Here is a 15,075-nt window from a genome sequence, read left to right as displayed (position 1 = left end):
ACAATGCTATGCAAACACAACTGCTGATAAATGGTGAACTGGTCGCCGGAGACGGGGAAAAACAGCCGGTCTATAACCCTGCCACCGGAGAGGTACTTCTGGAGATTGCTGAAGCGTCAGCAGCGCAGGTCGACGCGGCGGTCCAGGCCGCCGATCGCGCATTCATTGAATGGGGACAAACCACGCCTAAAACGCGTGCCGAGTGTCTGCTGAAGCTGGCTGACGTGATTGAAGCCCACGGCGAAGAGTTTGCCCGTCTCGAATCGCTCAATTGCGGTAAGCCGCTGCACTGTGCGTTGGGAGATGAAATTCCGGCTGTGGTCGACGTTTTCCGCTTCTTTGCCGGCGCCGCCCGCTGCCTGAACGGGCTGGCTGCCGGCGAATATCTTGACGGTCACACATCGATGATACGCCGCGATCCGGTGGGCGTGGTCGCCTCCATTGCGCCATGGAACTATCCGCTGATGATGGCGGCATGGAAGCTGGCACCCGCGCTGGCCGCGGGTAACTGTGTGGTGATCAAACCTTCGGAGATTACCCCACTGACGGCCCTCAAGCTGGCGGAACTGGCGAAAGACATCTTCCCGGCAGGCGTTCTGAACGTTCTGTTTGGCCGCGGAAAAACGGTCGGCGATCCGCTGACCGGCCACGAAAAGGTGCGTATGGTGTCGCTCACCGGTTCTATTGCCACCGGCGAACATATTATTGGACACACGGCGTCCTCGATTAAACGCACCCATATGGAGCTGGGCGGCAAAGCCCCGGTTATCGTTTTCGACGACGCCGATCTTGATGCGGTTGTTGAAGGGGTACGTACTTTCGGTTTCTACAATGCCGGGCAGGATTGTACGGCAGCCTGTCGTATTTATGCGCAGAAAGGCGTTTGTGCCGCGCTGGTGGAAAAACTGGGTGCCGCGGTGGCGAGCCTGAAAATGGGTGCGCCGGAGGAGGAAACCACCGAGCTGGGCCCGCTCAGTTCCGAAGCCCATCTTTCACGCGTCTGTAAGGCGGTTGATGAGGCTAAAGCCCTGAGCCATATTCGCGTGGTGACCGGCGGCAGCAAAAAAGAGGGGGCAGGCTACTATTTCCAGCCAACCCTTCTGGCAGGGGCAAAACAGGACGATGCTATCGTTCAGCGTGAAGTGTTTGGCCCGGTTGTAAGTGTCACCGAGTTTGATGACGAAGCGCAGGTGCTGGCATGGGCGAACGATTCGCAGTACGGCCTGGCGTCATCGGTCTGGACCCGCGATGTAGGGCGTGCCCACCGGATGAGCGCGCGTCTGCAGTACGGCTGCACCTGGGTTAATACCCATTTTATGCTGGTGAGCGAAATGCCGCACGGCGGGATGAAGTTATCCGGCTACGGCAAAGATATGTCGGTGTACGGCCTTGAAGATTATACCGTTGTTCGCCACGTGATGATAAAGCACTAAGCCCCCATGCCCGGTCGCATTCAGCGCCGGGCATTCTCTCCTTTCAGTACATTATCCATAGTATTCAAATGGTTATTCTGTAACGAAAAAACTTGATCTGTATCAACATATGACGCATATTGCGTGCGGTTATTTTTTCGGCTCTGGTAAACAGAATGACGTTGTATCAAAAGATGTTGGTTTTTTACGCAATCATGGCTTCTGTCTGTGCATTAATTACCTGGTTCCTCTCTAAAGACCGCAAACGTATCCGACTGCTCAGTGCTTTTCTGGTGGGGTCAACCTGGCCAATGAGCTTTCCCGTTGCGCTGTTGATCTCGCTTTTCTGAAGCACGCTTCCCGTTTTAAAAGATGAACATAGCATTCCAGACACGAAGACTGTATAAATACACAGTGAATCGTTAAAGGAGTGCTTATGAACAGTTTTTACTCGCAGCAGGCCGGCTGCGTTGTGCGCTGGCACGATCTTCCCGGCTCTGGCGATCCTGTGGTGTTTATTCACGGGTTAGGCTGCGCCTCTTCTTATGAATATCCTCGTATCGTCTCTGACGCCCGGTTTGGTGCGCGCAGAGCCATTCTTATCGATCTCCCCGGCAGCGGTTACAGCGACAAACCCGTGCAGTATCGTTATCGCACCAGCGAGCAGGCGCGAGTGGTGGCTGAACTGTTGGACTATCTCAAACTCGATAGCTTCTGGCTATATGGTCATAGTATGGGTGGCAGCATTGCTATCGAGGCAGCAGGACTGATGGCGCCACGCGTAAAAGGGTTGATGGTGTCGGAACCCAATTTTCACGCCGGGGGTGGCATGTTCAGCCGCTCTATCGCTGCACAGACGGAACAACAGTTCCTGGCGCAGGGGTATGATGCGCTGCTCAATGCAGAAACCTCACCCTGGGCGGGCAGTCTGCAAAGCAATGCGCCGTATGCCGTGTGGCGTGGCGCGTCCAGCCTGGTGGAAGGGGTAGAGCCGGAATGGGAGGTTCAGTTTTTGTCTCTGCGCTGCCCGGTGACGTTGATTTTCGGCGAGTGGTCCCTGCCTGATGATGATGTGGACTCTCTGCAAAAGCGGGGCGTTGAAGTGAAAATCATCCCAGCGGCCGGACACTCCATGTCCTGGGAAAATCCGTCGGCACTGGCGCAGACGTTAGCAGAGTGTATGACCACGACCTGAAAGAATAGCCCGCATCTCTGCGGGCCAGGAGCGCTAACGTAACAGGGCTTGTAAGGCCTGGCGTGCGGCAGGCTGTACATCGTGCGGGTGGTGGAAATCGATGTTCTCTATTGCCCGGCTATAGAGGGCGACCAGCCAGTCATAGACATACACCGTTGCCGCATGTACGGGTTGTTCTCCCAGACGCGTCAGGCGCGGCGCGGTACTGTTGACCACCGGTGTGACAAAGATTGCCTGGCCTTTACGGATGCGGCTCGCCGGGCGTGCCTCTGCGGGTGTCCGATCGTAGCCCAGCCAGCCAATGAAGTTGCCCATTACGGCATGCAGTTGAGCAGCGCTGCTCTTGTCGGTTTCAACGATGTTCTGCAACTGCTGTGGCAGGTTCAGTCGGTAGCTGGCCACCACCAGAACGTCGGCAATTTGCTGCAAAACAGCGGGTTCCAGCCCAAGGCGCGCGGCAGTGGCATCGTTGCGGCTCCACTGGCGCAGATGGTTTATCCAGACTTTATGTGCCAGGCGAGCTTTGTCTTTGGTCTGGAATGGGCTGGCGTTCTCCTGGGCATGCTCGGCAAACAGGTCAATGGTATCCGTAAACAGTCCGTTCACCTGCTCCTCGCGGGGCTGCTGAACGGCCAGCAGGGTTTCAAAGGCTTTAAGCGGCGGCAGAAGACCTTCAAGCAGTTCACCGTGGCGGGCGGCGGAGCTTTGCAGAACGCGCACCATGTTTTCGGCCTGAGTTCGTCTGGCGCCGGGTTCCTCAACCAGCGGTGCCAGATACCCCTTCATCAGGGCCGAGAGTTCCTGGCGCAGCATTGCTTTCAGCGTGCTAAGACGCTTCTGCCGCTGAGCGGGTAACGTGGCCTGAGACAACCACTCGATCACGCGCTGCATGCTGTGGCTGTCCAGCGCCTGCAGTGTCCCCCAGCGCACACCCGGTTTGCCCAACAGGTGCTGTACCGTTTCATCAAGGTTCTGACGGGTGGTAAAACGTGCGTCGTGAGGCGTAATCGCCCACACCAGCCCCGGCAGGGCGGATTCTTCAACCGGCTGAGTCTCTTTGACCCAGTTCATCAGCACCCGGGCTTTTTTAGCCGTTTGCTCGTGCTGGGCTGTCGCATTGCAGATAACAAGCACGTCCGGTTGCAGCTGCTGGCGATAATGCTCCAGCAACCACTGGCATTTAGCCTGGTTCAGTGTATCGGCGCTGTTATCTGAAAAGACCGGAATATCAATAATATCGACATTATCCAGGGCGCAGCTTTCGACCGGCAAGACCAGCTCACGCGTCAGGAAGGCGAGCGTATCGACAGGGATACTGATGGCGTTAAGCATCTCGCCGTTGTTCAGCGGATGAAGCAGCGTCTCCTGGGCCTCCGGAAGGGTAAAGGTGCCGTGAGTCAGGAACCCTTCGCCCGGCAGTCCGAAGTTATCGACCAGCAGGCTGAGCGGGGCGGCGAGTGCTCCGGCATGGCTGGTCTGATGCAGGACATGAGCGAGCTTTAACCACTGCTGGGTCAACTCCTGTTGCTCACCCCACAGCAGCGACCAGACGCTGGCACGCGTGCTGAGATCGAGCGAAGGGACCAGCTGTGCAAACTGATGCCACAGGGCATCATCAATTTGCTGTTTCGCGGCAGGTACTGAGCTTTGCCAGAAGCGGGCGATGGCACCCACGTCCTGAGCCGTAATACCGGGAACGCCCTGCGGCTGGCGCAGGCCACGCCACTTCTCCAGGCGCGTCTCAATGACCGCTTTATCCACGGCGCGGATGTCCGGCTGCAGCGTGGTGCGGGCGATAAACAGCTGAACCAGCTCTGCCTCTGTCACCAGGCTCAGGCGCAGCGGGAACGCCTCATCCATCACCTCTGCATTTCCGCGGGTGAAGCGCACGGCCATGTTGGTCAGGGTATGTCCCGGATTAATGTGCGAAAAATAGTCAAATGTACGCTGGCCTGGCGTAACGTTCAGGCGGCCATTACCGCTGCCGCACAGCGATAAAAGCAGATGCGCTTTAGCACTCTGAGAATGACCGTAAAGTCCAATACTGCCCGGGCGGGACAGGGCGCGGTCAATGGCCTGCTCCCGTGCCTGCGTCGCGTTGATGCGCGCAAGAAGGGCATCGGCCTCGTTATCCAGCACAGGGGCGTTCAGGCGCGTCTCATTTATCCACCCGATTAAGGCCTGAGTGGTGGTCATCGTCGCAGTCATTTCAGGTATACGCTCCCGCTGTCGATCCAGTAGTGGCTGCCGCTATGACGGCGATCGGCCAGAGTATTCAGTTTGAAGGTTAAAGCATCAGGCGGAACCGGCGTCCCGTCCTGCAACCAGGCATCGCTCAGCGCGAAGGATTCAGGCCCTTCATGCTTATTGCCGCCGCAAAGTTTGAGCCGCACGTTCAGCACGCCGTCACCCGCAATCGCTTTGGCCAGTTCGGCCGAGTTGATGCTAAGCGTATAGAGCGGCGTTGCCGGCCAGCGCGCGTTCGCCAGCTGGCGGAAACCGAGCGTCACATTTCCGCGCAGCGGGAAGTGCAGACGGGCGTCGAGTTTCGCACCCGGTTTATCCAGGTCGATATCCTGATACCAGACGTTTTCTTCACGCAGGGTGTTTACGGTGTTATCCAGGACGCCCAGATAGCGAACTGTTGAATATGCACCGATATCCGCGGCTTTAAAGTTAAAGCGCGGCAGTCGCAGGTCAAGCGCCAGGCTGCAAAGCATCGCGCCGACGGCGGCGGTCGATTTTGGATTACCAATGCGTCCTTGCTGGCTGAACGGGTACCATTCATGAACCTGGTATTTATCCAGCCAGACGATGCGATTAACCGGCACCGGCTGCAGGTGGCGAATAAGCGCCTGAACGCCAGGCAGGCAGCCCGGACGCCCCGTGATCAGCAGAATATCGCAGCTGTAATGTGAAATGGCCTCGCACACCGCATGCAGGGGTGACGCCAGCGTGAACTGGCCTGCCAGCATCGCATCCTGCATTTCACGGAAATTCACGTGCAGCGGAACGGCAAACAGATCGAAGGCTTCTGAACCTGCCGGCAAGGCATGATCGACGGCCTGTTGCAGATAATTCATCACGTTGCGGGTCGGTTTCTGCGACAGCAGATCGCCAAAGGTGGCATGCAAGCCTGCCAGCGGATCGTCGATGTCGCTGGATTCCCACGCGGCAAGGATGGCGTGACCAATCGGCATAAAGAGCTGAAGCGCCGTTTGCTGGCGCAATACCGCCTGGGTATCGATGCGTCCTGAGTCACCAAACAGCGAGGCCATCAGCAGAGAGGCATCGGCGATGCCGGACTTCTGCAGCTGGGTTTGCAGGGCGGGTAACACATAGCGCTGGATGACGTCCAGCAGGGTGTCGTCACCGGCCACTTTAAACCCTTCACGGAACAGCAGCTGCGGCGTGATTTTGACGTTGTTACCGGAGCCGTCATCCAGCTGATAATGGGTGATCGCCATGTCGGTTGTGCCACCGCCAATGTCGATAGAGGCGACACGCAGCGAGCGCCCCGGCTGCACGCCCGGTTCAGGTTCACGATCCGGGCGGGCGAGGGAGGCGAAGAACGCTTCCGTCTGACCACCAAAATGCGAGATCGCTTCGTTGTACAGCCACACCAGTTGACCACAGCTGGCCTCGTCCCACTCCATCTGGATTGCAGGTACCGGCACCACGCTTTTTTCCTGGTGCTTACGGGTGGCAAAATCGTCGTCCTGCGGGTGCCAGCCCATCGCTTTCCAGACGATAGCGATCGCTTCGAACATGCGGCGACGGAAGATCTCGCATTCCTGCTTCGGCATCGCCGAGGGCAGGGTCAGGATCAGCGTACGCAGCTGGCGTGGCGAGGCCGGAAAACCCAGACGCAGGCGTGTGGCAACGCTGTTGATCTGCCCCAGCGCCTGTGCCAGCAGTTCGCACAGCATATGCGTCATCAGCGTGCTGCGGCTGTACTGCGGGGAGAAGACCGGCAGTCGCTCGTCCTGCGGCAGCGTAAAGAGTGGTTCACCGTCATCGTTCATCAGGTTCATCAGCGGGAACGCGGTCGCCAGCGGTTCGCGCTGGGTTTTGCTGTTCATCTGGCTAAAGCGCCAGTCCTGGACCACCGGGGTTTCATCCCACAGGTAGCGACGCGGGCTGGAGATACCGCTATTACCTTCCGTGCCCAGACGGTGCGTAGCCAGTTTGCGGGCTTCATCGCCCACGCGGACAATAGACGGCCAGACAAAGGCATCTTCACGCCCACTTTCCACCGAGAAGTGCTGCTTGCCAAAACGCGCTTCTGAAAACTCCAGACGACTGGTAAACAGCGGCTCATTGAGGAACTGTGGTTCGCTTAACGAGCGCACCTGCAGTTCGGCCGTCTGGCGCAGACCGTCGTTCGCATCACCGTGATCTTCAATAATAACGCCGCAGGTATGGGTATTTCCGACGTCGAGGATCAGGTCGACCGGAATAGCCGGCGTACTGAGGGTATGGGTGACAAATTTCACTTCCGGCACGGTGAGCTGTTCACCGAGCATGGACAGCAGGTTGAGCCAGTGTGCCTGGTACTCAAAGCTGCGCATTGCCTGTTGCAGGTCGCGTTCCGCGCGGTTTTCAACGTCGGTCGCATAGTGGGTAAACGCCTCGCGCAGCCAGCCGTCAATCCAGGTCTGGTCGAGGAAGCTTTCCACCTCATCGTCACGCCATGCCAGTCCGAAACGGGTGCCGTTGAGAATGTCATTTTCAACCGGGGACAGCGCGGCAGTAGCATGCTCTGCAATCTGGCTGTCGAGAGCGAGCGTGACGCGGTGCGTATTGCCTGCCGCATCAGGCGTTTCAAGTTTACGCACCTGGACGCGCGCCCAGTTATCCGGCCCGTCAACAAAGGTACGTGGCGGATTGAAGCGCAGGAAGGGAATGGGGAGCCAGACGCCATCCAGCACCGTCAGGGACTGATGCAGTGGGATCGTGGTTTCCGGTTTCACCACTTCAGGCTGTCCGCCGTTCAATCCCGGCAGCGTGTAACGCCCGTTGACGAGATCGAAATCGAGACGCAGAAGCGGACCGTTGGCGGTTTTACGTACGAAGCGCCCGTTGCTGGCGGTGTCCTGCGGAGTCAGGCCAAAATCGAGGAATTGCACGCCGCTGTTGGCAATAAGCGTGACGCTCTGTTTATAGTCGCAAAGATTTACCAGCATAGGGTCAGGCACCTGCTTTCTTGAACGTCAGTGGAACGACGGTTTTGGCATCATAACGGGCATTACATTCAGCGACATCGCTGGTACCTGCTTTGCAGGCAACTTCCGGCATCGGGTAGCGTGAACCGTCTGTGCAGCGGGCATTACCGCGACTCTTGATCATCAGTTCGCCATTGCTGTGCAGCCCGGAGAAAACCTCCACGCGGCAGACAACATTGTCACCGTGAACAACACGAGCGAAGCCTTTATTGTTCTGGATCTGATAGCGCAGCGACGGTGGTTTGCCGGTAATCGGATCTTTCACGTCGAGGATCGCACGCCATGTTCCGTTCAGAAAACGCGTCGACCCCGCTTTCACCTGGTTTGCTTCCATGACCATGGCGTCTTTCGGGATCGCCGCAATCACAACCGGCGCAGGCGCTGGGGCGGCAACGGGTGCCGGCTCTTTTTCTTTGCTCGCGATCACCTCTGCCTGATGCAGCGGTAATTTCATCGGCAGTGGCTCAACGGCTGTAATCGGCTTTGGCGCAATGGCGACAGGTTCAGGGGCAACGACAGCCACTGGCTCGGCAGAAGGGGCCTGTTTTGGCCACAGCAACGGGGTGGCAATCGCGGCAACGATCACGGCGGCAACCGGAAGCGTCCACAGGGGAACGCGGCGTTTTTTGGCTACGATCGCAGGCTCTGGCTCGGGTTCTTCCACAGGTGGCACAGTGACCGGCGCAGGCTCAGGCGTATACAGTTCGTCCGGCGTGATGCGCACCACCGTGGCCGGGGCGATCAGCGGCTCATCGGCCTGTTCAAAGGTCAGGACTGGGGTCGGTTCCGGCTCGGGTTCAGGGTCTTCAATGACAATCGGGGCTGGCTCAGGGATCAGCGATTCACGTAAACAGTCGAGTACGTCGTCACGCGCATTCTCATTGAGGTTTACAAACCCCCAGAAGCTTATGACCGGCTTTCCATCAACCAGGAAAAGGAAATTTTCGCCGGGAAACTGAAATGCTTTCGACAGCAGGGAGCCGAAAAGCTGTTGCGCTGTTTTTGGCGACTGCAGGCACTTCTTACTCAGCGATTCAACGCTGGCCAGCGTATTTTCCAGATAGCGCAGGGCGCGATAACGATCGTCTTCGTTCGCCGCTTTCCAGCTGGTTACACAACCGTCGACCGGCGAATACCAGTCGACACGGTCGCCACCATCATTGACCTGCGGAATAGCCAGACAGTCGACAATCGCCTGTTGTTTGCGTAACCGGAGCGCTTCCCGGATTTGTAACGCTGATTCAAAAACGGCTTGTCCGCCGCCGCCAACGGCCTGAAAGTCATCCAGATTACCGCTGCGTAAAAGAGTTTTTGCCACGATTTGATCCCATATACTTCTTCACACCGTTACTTTAACGAAATCGGGAAGCAACCAAACGGAGGAAGAGACGCCAAAAGGGACGATTTCTTGTGGCATAGAAAGGTGCGGTTGTGCTTGACGAATAATAGCACTTAAGGCAAATCAACCTCTGGCGCACTGGCTGTAAAACCAGCGGAAAACGTTGCTTTAGAATAACCTGATAGTGATTCGTTATTTGCCAGGTTATAGCGGCTGTGCTGTTATTACAGTCCAATATAATAAAACTGCCAGGGTTATAACCATGTCTACAGGGAAAACGCTGCTCGCCCTCGCGCTGAGCACTCTCTTACCAGCAGGTGCCGCATGGGCGGCGAATAATGACACCATCATTTATTGCTCTGAAGCATCACCGGAGTCTTTCAACCCGCAGATCGCCAGCTCGGGCCCGTCATTCGTGGCCAGCTCTCAGGTCCTGTATAACCGCCTGATCAATTTCGACCCGGTGAAAAACACCCCGGTACCGTCGCTGGCAGAGTCCTGGACAATTTCCCCGGACGGTAAGACTTATACCTTTACGCTGCGTAAAGGGGTCAAGTTCAACAGCAATAAATACTTCAAGCCGACCCGTGATTTTAATGCGGATGACGTTATTTTTTCCGTCATGCGTCAGAAAGACCCTAAGCATCCTTATCACAATGTCTCGCAGGGTAATTACGAATACTTTAATGACGTAGGCCTGGACAAGCTGATTCAGGACGTCAAAAAGGTTGATGATTATCACGTGCAGTTTACGCTGAGCGAACCAAACGCCGCATTCCTTGCTGACTGGGGGATGGATTTCGCCTCTATTCTTTCCGCTGAATACGCTGACGCGATGCTGAAAAAAGGGACGCCTGAGAATGTCGATACCTGGCCGATTGGTACCGGGCCGTATGTTCTGCAACAGTACAAAGTGGATTCGCTGATCCGCTACGTCGCTAACCCGAACTACTGGGAAGGTGCGGTTCCGACGAAACACCTTATTTTCTCCATCACGCCAAACGTAGAAACGCGTCTGGCGAAGCTGCAGACCAACGAATGCCAGATCATTCCGGCGCCGTCACCGGTTCAGTTTGATGTTATTAACAAAAATAAAGACCTGAAGCTGCACGCCGTGGAGGCGTTGAACGTGGGGTATCTGGCGTTCAATACCGAGAAAAAACCGTTTGATAACGTGCTGGTGCGTCAGGCCCTGAACTATGCGACGGACAAAAAAGCCATCGTGAATGCGGTCTTTATGGGTTCCGGTACGGTGGCGAAATCCCCCATTCCGCCGAATATGCTGGGCTTTAATAACGATCTGAAGGACTACAGCTACGATCCTGAAAAAGCGAAAGCTTTGTTGAAACAGGCCGGTCTGGAGAAGGGTGCGGACGTGACGCTGTGGTCAATGCCTGTGCAGCGTCCGTATAACCCTAACTCGAAGCGTATTGCGGAGATGATTCAGAGCGACTGGGCGAAAGTCGGCGTGAAGGCCAAAATTGTCTCTTACGAGTGGGGCGAGTATCTCTCCGGTATGCGTAAAGGGGAGCATGATTCCGCGCTGTTTGGCTGGATGTCCGATAACGGCGACCCGGATAACTTTGCTGATGTACTGCTGGGATGCGACAGCATCAAAACCGGATCGAACGCCGCGCGCTGGTGCGATAAGGGGTATGATGATCTGGTCAAGAAAGCCAAACTGACCAGCAACCCGGGTGAGCGTGCGAAACTCTACAGCCAGGCGCAGGAGATCTTCTATGCTCAGGCACCGTGGATTGCGCTGGCGAACGGCAAAACGTTCTACGCCACCCGCAGCAACGTAACGGGGTACAGCGTGAGCCTGATGGGCAGCGATTTCTCCAAAGCGAAACTGAACTGACTTTTTCCCCGGCAGGCACCGCGCCTGCCGGGCATCTGACAAGGAGTGACAATGTCACATTTAAATGAAGTTATCGCCCGTGTCGATACCGCCATCGAAGAGGGAGTGATTAGCCGAATGAATGAACTGCTGATCGAACTGAGCGATGACGCAGCGTTAAGCCGTGAAGATCGCTACAGTCAGCAGCAGCGTCTGCGTACCGCGATTGCACATCACGGTAAGCAACATAAAGAAGAGATGGACGCCCGTCAGGAATTGCTGACCAAAGGCGGTACGATTCTGTAGCGGTGAGCCGGGGGTCAGAACTGGCGTCTCGCAACCAGCCACGCCCCGACCACCAGCATTACGGCACCGCACACCGGGCCAATCAGCGCGCGCAAGGGGATGCCATTGCTTCTGAGTACATCCATTACCAGCCCGCCAATCAACTGGCTTGCCACCAGCACGGCGATGGTTGTCGCTGCGCCAACATTTTGATAGCCGCTGATACTGGCAAAAACAAAAAACGACCCTAACAGCCCCGGGATCAACGTCCACCAGCGGATCGTTGAAGCCAACTCGCTAAATCCGGCGAAGCCCTGTTTTAGCAGCAGAATGCTGACAAACAGCACAATGCCAACCAGCGAATTCAGCAGCATCGCGATAAGAATGGTCGAGGAGGACTGAGTGATGCGCACCATTAAGGTGTTTTGCACCACCAGGCCAATTCCCGCCGCCACCAGAAAAGCCAGCGTCAGAGACTGATTCATGAGATAGCGTCCGGATCGCTGCGCTCATCAAGCTGCAACTGCATAAAGGTCAGATCCAGCCAGCGGCCAAACTTGGTGCCCACCTGCGGCATCTGGCCGGTGGTCACAAAACCGAGCGTCTCATGAAGATGAATAGAGGCCTGGTTTTGCGCCTCAATGCCCGCCACCATGACGTGTTTGCCGAGGGTCCGCGCTTCAATAATCAGCGCGTTCATCAGCGTGCGGCCAATACCTTTCCCCTGATGGTCCGGATGAACGTAGACAGAATGCTCTACCGTATGCCGGAAACCGTCAAAGGCGCGCCAGTCGCCAAACGAGGCGTAGCCGGTGATAACGCCATTCTCTTCACTCACCAGCACCGGGTAGCCTGCGAGGGCACGCGCCTCAAACCAGGCAATGCGGTTATCCGTATCGACGGTTTTATCATTCCAGATCGCGGCAGTATGCAGCACCGCGTGGTTGTAAATCTCCCCAATAGCGGCGCAGTCTTCTTTGCAGGCATGACGAACGATCATGTTTGAACCTCTGAGTGTGTTGTTCACTATAGTATTACGTTATGAGTACGATATTACACAACTGTACAGACGGATGGCTATGACATAAGCCAGATTTTTTTGTTATCAAAACCGCGTTGAAATGCTGTTCATACACTATAGTATGACGTCATGAATACTATGACAGACACAATGAATCAAAGGATTAGCGCGCGAATTCGCCTTGAACGCGAGTCGCGAGGATGGTCATTAAGCGAGCTTGCTGACCGGGCCGGCGTCTCGCGCGCCATGATCCACAAGATAGAGCGCGGGGACAGCAGCCCGACGGCGACCTTGCTCGCGCGGTTATCCGGCGCGTTTGGCATCAGCATGTCAACGCTGATCGCCAGAGCAGAAATGCAGGAAGGAAAGCTGCTGCGTCTGGAAAACCAGCCCGTCTGGCGTGACCCTCAGACACACTACCTCCGCCGCCACGTTTCACCCCGCACCGATCTGCCCATCGATCTTGTTCAGGTTGAGCTGCCGGCGGGAAGCGATGTCCCTATGCCCGCCTCGTCGTATGCGCTGGCGCGCCAGCTTATCTGGCTGCAGTCTGGCGAACTGGTTTTCCAGGAGGGCGATACCCGTCATGAAATGCACGCCGGTGATTGCCTGGAACTGGGGCCGCCCAACGACTGCCGGTTCATTAATGAGACGAATGAAACCTGTATCTATCTGGTTGTGCGGCTTAACCAGTCTGGCTCGTAAAGTTAAAGCGTTTACGCCGATCATGAGCCAGGCTCTAATGACATTTGTACCAGAAGGAGTTCCTGATGAATCAATCTGTTTCGCAAAATCGCCGCTGGGTTCTGGCTTCTCGTCCGCACGGTGCGCCGGTCGCGGAGAATTTTCGTCTGGAAGAGCAGCCTGTTCCTGAACCTCAGGCAGGACAGCTTTTGCTGCGCACGGTCTGGCTGTCGCTTGATCCTTACATGCGTGGCCGCATGAGTGATGCACCTTCCTATTCACCGCCAGTGGAAATTGGGGCGGTCATGGTGGGGGGAACGGTCAGCCGCGTGGAGCAGTCAAATCATCCGGACTATACGCCGGGTGAGTGGGTGCTGGGCTACAGCGGCTGGCAGGAGTATGCAATTTCAGACGGCAGCGGGCTGGTGAAACTGGGCGATAATATATCTCACCCTTCGTGGGCGCTGGGCATTCTGGGTATGCCAGGGTTTACCGCCTATATGGGGCTACTGGACATCGGCCAGCCTAAAGTCGGTGAAACGCTGGTGGTTGCGGCGGCGACGGGGCCGGTTGGTGCGACGGTCGGGCAGATCGGTAAAATCAAAGGTTGCCGGGTGATCGGCGTTGCCGGTGGTGCAGAAAAATGCCGCCATGCCGTCGAGGTGCTCGGGTTTGACCAGTGCCTGGATCACCATGCCGATGACTTCGCGGCCCAGCTGGAAAAGGCCTGCCCGAAAGGGATTGATGTCTATTATGAAAACGTCGGCGGGAAAGTCTTTGACGCCGTGTTGCCCTTACTGAACACCTCGGCGCGCGTACCGGTATGTGGTCTGGTGAGCGGTTACAATGCGACGGGTCTGCCGGAAGGGCCTGATCGTTTGCCGTTATTGATGGCGACGATTCTGAAGAAACGTATTCGTATGCAGGGGTTTATCATCGCTCAGGACTACGGCCATCGCATCAAGGAGTTCCAGGATGAGATGGGGCGCTGGGTGCAGGAAGGCAAAATTCACTACCGTGAGCAGGTTACAGACGGCCTGGAGAATGCGCCTGAGGCGCTGATTGGCCTTCTTGAAGGAAAAAACTTCGGCAAAGTCGTGATTCGCGTCGCGGGTGACAATAAATAATCTAAAATATGGCGGGGTTTCCCGCCATATTTATTTGTGAAGATACGATATATTGTCTTTAATTAACTGGACATGGCTTTTCGCGCCTTCCGTTCAGATGAGCACGAAAACGAAAAAAAATAAATTTTGCATTTCTTGACATTTTTACAGACTTCCCATCACCAGGCATGACGATACAGGATATATCGGAACAGCGTCGTTTATAAAAAACGGCGTTTAAAAATAGCATTAAGTATTAGCTACAGGAATTGAACATGCTTGATTTGGACCATTTAGAAAAAGCGCAAAGGATCAGTCTTACCATGCAAGTCGAACTCAGTTTGAAAGGCGCGTTAATTACAGGCTCACTGAAACCTGGCGCTCGACTGATTACCAAAGAAATTGCTGATAAATTAGGAACCAGTATTACCCCGGTCCGCGAGGCGCTTTTGCGTCTGGTGTCGTCTGGGGCATTACACGCCACGCCAGCCCAGGCGTTTCTGGTTCCTGAGGTCACGCTTGAGCGTTATAACGAGATTAACGCCATCAGAAAACAGCTTGAGCCTATGGCGGTAGCTGCCGCCTGTCAGCATATGACGGAAAATAAGCTGGAGGTGTTGCGCAAGCTATCAGAGACATTCCATGAAGCCATGCGCAACGGGCACGTTCAGCAGGCGCTGCATGCTAACCGCATCTTTCGGTTTACGCTTTATCAGTACGCGGAAATGCCGACACTCAGCGCCTTAATTGAGCAGCTATGGGTGCGTATTGGACCTTGCATGAACTATCTGCATCAGGAGCTTAACGACATCAAGGTGTCGACTTATCACTACGCCGAGCTCCTGTCCGCGCTTGAGCGAAGAGATGTTGATGGCAGTCAGAAGGCGATCGAGACGTTGATTGACGAAGCGAACACGCTTTTACAGCGACAATATTTTAACTGAGAGATTATTTAGCAGAGCGACTAT

13 protein-coding genes are annotated in these 15,075 nt (G+C 55.9%); 8 read left to right on the top strand and 5 right to left on the bottom strand.

The features are described from left to right. Window positions 1–8: 8 nt before the first annotated feature. The 3 genes from patD to L462_RS15615 all read left to right on the top strand — a co-directional run bounded on the left by patD (window position 9) and on the right by L462_RS15615 (window position 2,607). Window positions 9–1,433 (top strand): aminobutyraldehyde dehydrogenase, encoded by a 1,425-nt coding sequence (gene patD, locus L462_RS15610; protein WP_032678249.1) that lies wholly within the window; start codon window positions 9–11, stop codon window positions 1,431–1,433. Between the two features lie 155 nt (window positions 1,434–1,588). Next, a complete protein-coding gene (locus L462_RS0123440; RefSeq protein WP_032670341.1) occupies window positions 1,589–1,762 on the top strand; it encodes a GhoT/OrtT family toxin in 174 nt (57 codons plus the stop codon). A gap of 86 nt (window positions 1,763–1,848) precedes the next feature. Continuing rightward, window positions 1,849–2,607, top strand: coding sequence for an alpha/beta fold hydrolase (locus L462_RS15615; protein ID WP_032678248.1), 759 nt, complete (start codon window positions 1,849–1,851; stop codon window positions 2,605–2,607). Window positions 2,608–2,640: 33 nt separating this feature from the next. On the opposite strand, the gene L462_RS15620 is transcribed toward L462_RS15615, so the two are convergent. The 3 genes from L462_RS15620 to L462_RS15630 are packed head-to-tail and all read right to left on the bottom strand — an operon-like array spanning window position 2,641 to window position 9,150. Beyond that, window positions 2,641–4,815 carry a virulence factor SrfC family protein gene (locus tag L462_RS15620; protein WP_032678247.1) on the bottom strand — a complete coding sequence of 725 codons (2,175 nt, stop codon included), beginning with the start codon at window positions 4,813–4,815 and terminating at the stop codon, window positions 2,641–2,643. Beyond that, entirely contained in the window at window positions 4,812–7,793 is a 2,982-nt protein-coding gene (locus L462_RS15625; RefSeq protein WP_032678246.1) for a virulence factor SrfB, read from the bottom strand. The genes L462_RS15620 and L462_RS15625 overlap by 4 nt, the downstream gene beginning before the upstream one ends. A gap of 4 nt (window positions 7,794–7,797) precedes the next feature. After that, a complete protein-coding gene (locus L462_RS15630) occupies window positions 7,798–9,150 on the bottom strand; it encodes an SrfA family protein (protein WP_032678245.1) in 1,353 nt (450 codons plus the stop codon). Between the two features lie 283 nt (window positions 9,151–9,433). Here L462_RS15630 and L462_RS15635 point away from each other — a divergent pair, with 283 nt between their 5' ends. After that, complete coding sequence (locus L462_RS15635) at window positions 9,434–11,032, top strand: ABC transporter substrate-binding protein (RefSeq protein ID WP_025204114.1); 1,599 nt, start codon at window positions 9,434–9,436, stop codon at window positions 11,030–11,032. Window positions 11,033–11,083: 51 nt separating this feature from the next. Then, entirely contained in the window at window positions 11,084–11,317 is a 234-nt protein-coding gene (locus tag L462_RS15640; RefSeq protein ID WP_020884026.1) for a YdcY family protein, read from the top strand. Between the two features lie 14 nt (window positions 11,318–11,331). Here the strand turns inward: L462_RS15640 and L462_RS15645 are convergent, their stop codons facing one another. Together L462_RS15645 and L462_RS15650 are read right to left on the bottom strand one after the other, a co-directional pair. Next, window positions 11,332–11,781, bottom strand: coding sequence for a DMT family transporter (locus L462_RS15645; RefSeq protein ID WP_014170257.1), 450 nt, complete (start codon window positions 11,779–11,781; stop codon window positions 11,332–11,334). After that, window positions 11,778–12,296 (bottom strand): GNAT family N-acetyltransferase, encoded by a 519-nt coding sequence (locus L462_RS15650; RefSeq protein WP_020884028.1) that lies wholly within the window; start codon window positions 12,294–12,296, stop codon window positions 11,778–11,780. The genes L462_RS15645 and L462_RS15650 overlap by 4 nt, the downstream gene beginning before the upstream one ends. 150 nt (window positions 12,297–12,446) lie before the next feature. Between L462_RS15650 and L462_RS15655 the strand changes: the two genes are divergently transcribed. The 3 genes from L462_RS15655 to L462_RS15665 all read left to right on the top strand — a co-directional run bounded on the left by L462_RS15655 (window position 12,447) and on the right by L462_RS15665 (window position 15,051). Continuing rightward, window positions 12,447–13,022, top strand: coding sequence for a helix-turn-helix domain-containing protein (locus L462_RS15655; RefSeq protein ID WP_032670344.1), 576 nt, complete (start codon window positions 12,447–12,449; stop codon window positions 13,020–13,022). Window positions 13,023–13,087: 65 nt separating this feature from the next. Further along, entirely contained in the window at window positions 13,088–14,128 is a 1,041-nt protein-coding gene (locus tag L462_RS15660; protein ID WP_032678244.1) for an NADP-dependent oxidoreductase, read from the top strand. Window positions 14,129–14,382: 254 nt separating this feature from the next. Continuing rightward, window positions 14,383–15,051, top strand: a complete 669-nt coding sequence (locus L462_RS15665) for a GntR family transcriptional regulator (protein ID WP_020884031.1) — start codon at window positions 14,383–14,385, stop codon at window positions 15,049–15,051. Window positions 15,052–15,075 lie beyond the last annotated feature (24 nt).

Origin of the sequence: Enterobacter sp. BIDMC 26, from assembly GCF_000534435.1 — a bacterium.
Taxonomy (GTDB): domain Bacteria; phylum Pseudomonadota; class Gammaproteobacteria; order Enterobacterales; family Enterobacteriaceae; genus Enterobacter; species Enterobacter ludwigii.
The sequence above is the reverse complement of the archived record's forward strand: the minus strand, read 5'-3'. Positions and strand labels throughout refer to the sequence as shown.

What these genes read in the sequence shown, in the direction of transcription:
- patD (WP_032678249.1), top strand. Translation starts at nt 9, where the DNA reads ATGCAAACACAACTGCTGATAAATGGTGAACTGGTCGCCGGAGACGGG.
- L462_RS0123440 (WP_032670341.1), top strand. Translation starts at nt 1,589, where the DNA reads ATGACGTTGTATCAAAAGATGTTGGTTTTTTACGCAATCATGGCTTCT.
- L462_RS15615 (WP_032678248.1), top strand. Translation starts at nt 1,849, where the DNA reads ATGAACAGTTTTTACTCGCAGCAGGCCGGCTGCGTTGTGCGCTGGCAC.
- L462_RS15620 (WP_032678247.1), bottom strand. Translation starts at nt 4,815, where the DNA reads ATGACTGCGACGATGACCACCACTCAGGCCTTAATCGGGTGGATAAAT.
- L462_RS15625 (WP_032678246.1), bottom strand. Translation starts at nt 7,793, where the DNA reads ATGCTGGTAAATCTTTGCGACTATAAACAGAGCGTCACGCTTATTGCC.
- L462_RS15635 (WP_025204114.1), top strand. Translation starts at nt 9,434, where the DNA reads ATGTCTACAGGGAAAACGCTGCTCGCCCTCGCGCTGAGCACTCTCTTA.
- L462_RS15640 (WP_020884026.1), top strand. Translation starts at nt 11,084, where the DNA reads ATGTCACATTTAAATGAAGTTATCGCCCGTGTCGATACCGCCATCGAA.
- L462_RS15645 (WP_014170257.1), bottom strand. Translation starts at nt 11,781, where the DNA reads ATGAATCAGTCTCTGACGCTGGCTTTTCTGGTGGCGGCGGGAATTGGC.
- L462_RS15650 (WP_020884028.1), bottom strand. Translation starts at nt 12,296, where the DNA reads ATGATCGTTCGTCATGCCTGCAAAGAAGACTGCGCCGCTATTGGGGAG.
- L462_RS15655 (WP_032670344.1), top strand. Translation starts at nt 12,447, where the DNA reads ATGAATACTATGACAGACACAATGAATCAAAGGATTAGCGCGCGAATT.
- L462_RS15660 (WP_032678244.1), top strand. Translation starts at nt 13,088, where the DNA reads ATGAATCAATCTGTTTCGCAAAATCGCCGCTGGGTTCTGGCTTCTCGT.
- L462_RS15665 (WP_020884031.1), top strand. Translation starts at nt 14,383, where the DNA reads ATGCTTGATTTGGACCATTTAGAAAAAGCGCAAAGGATCAGTCTTACC.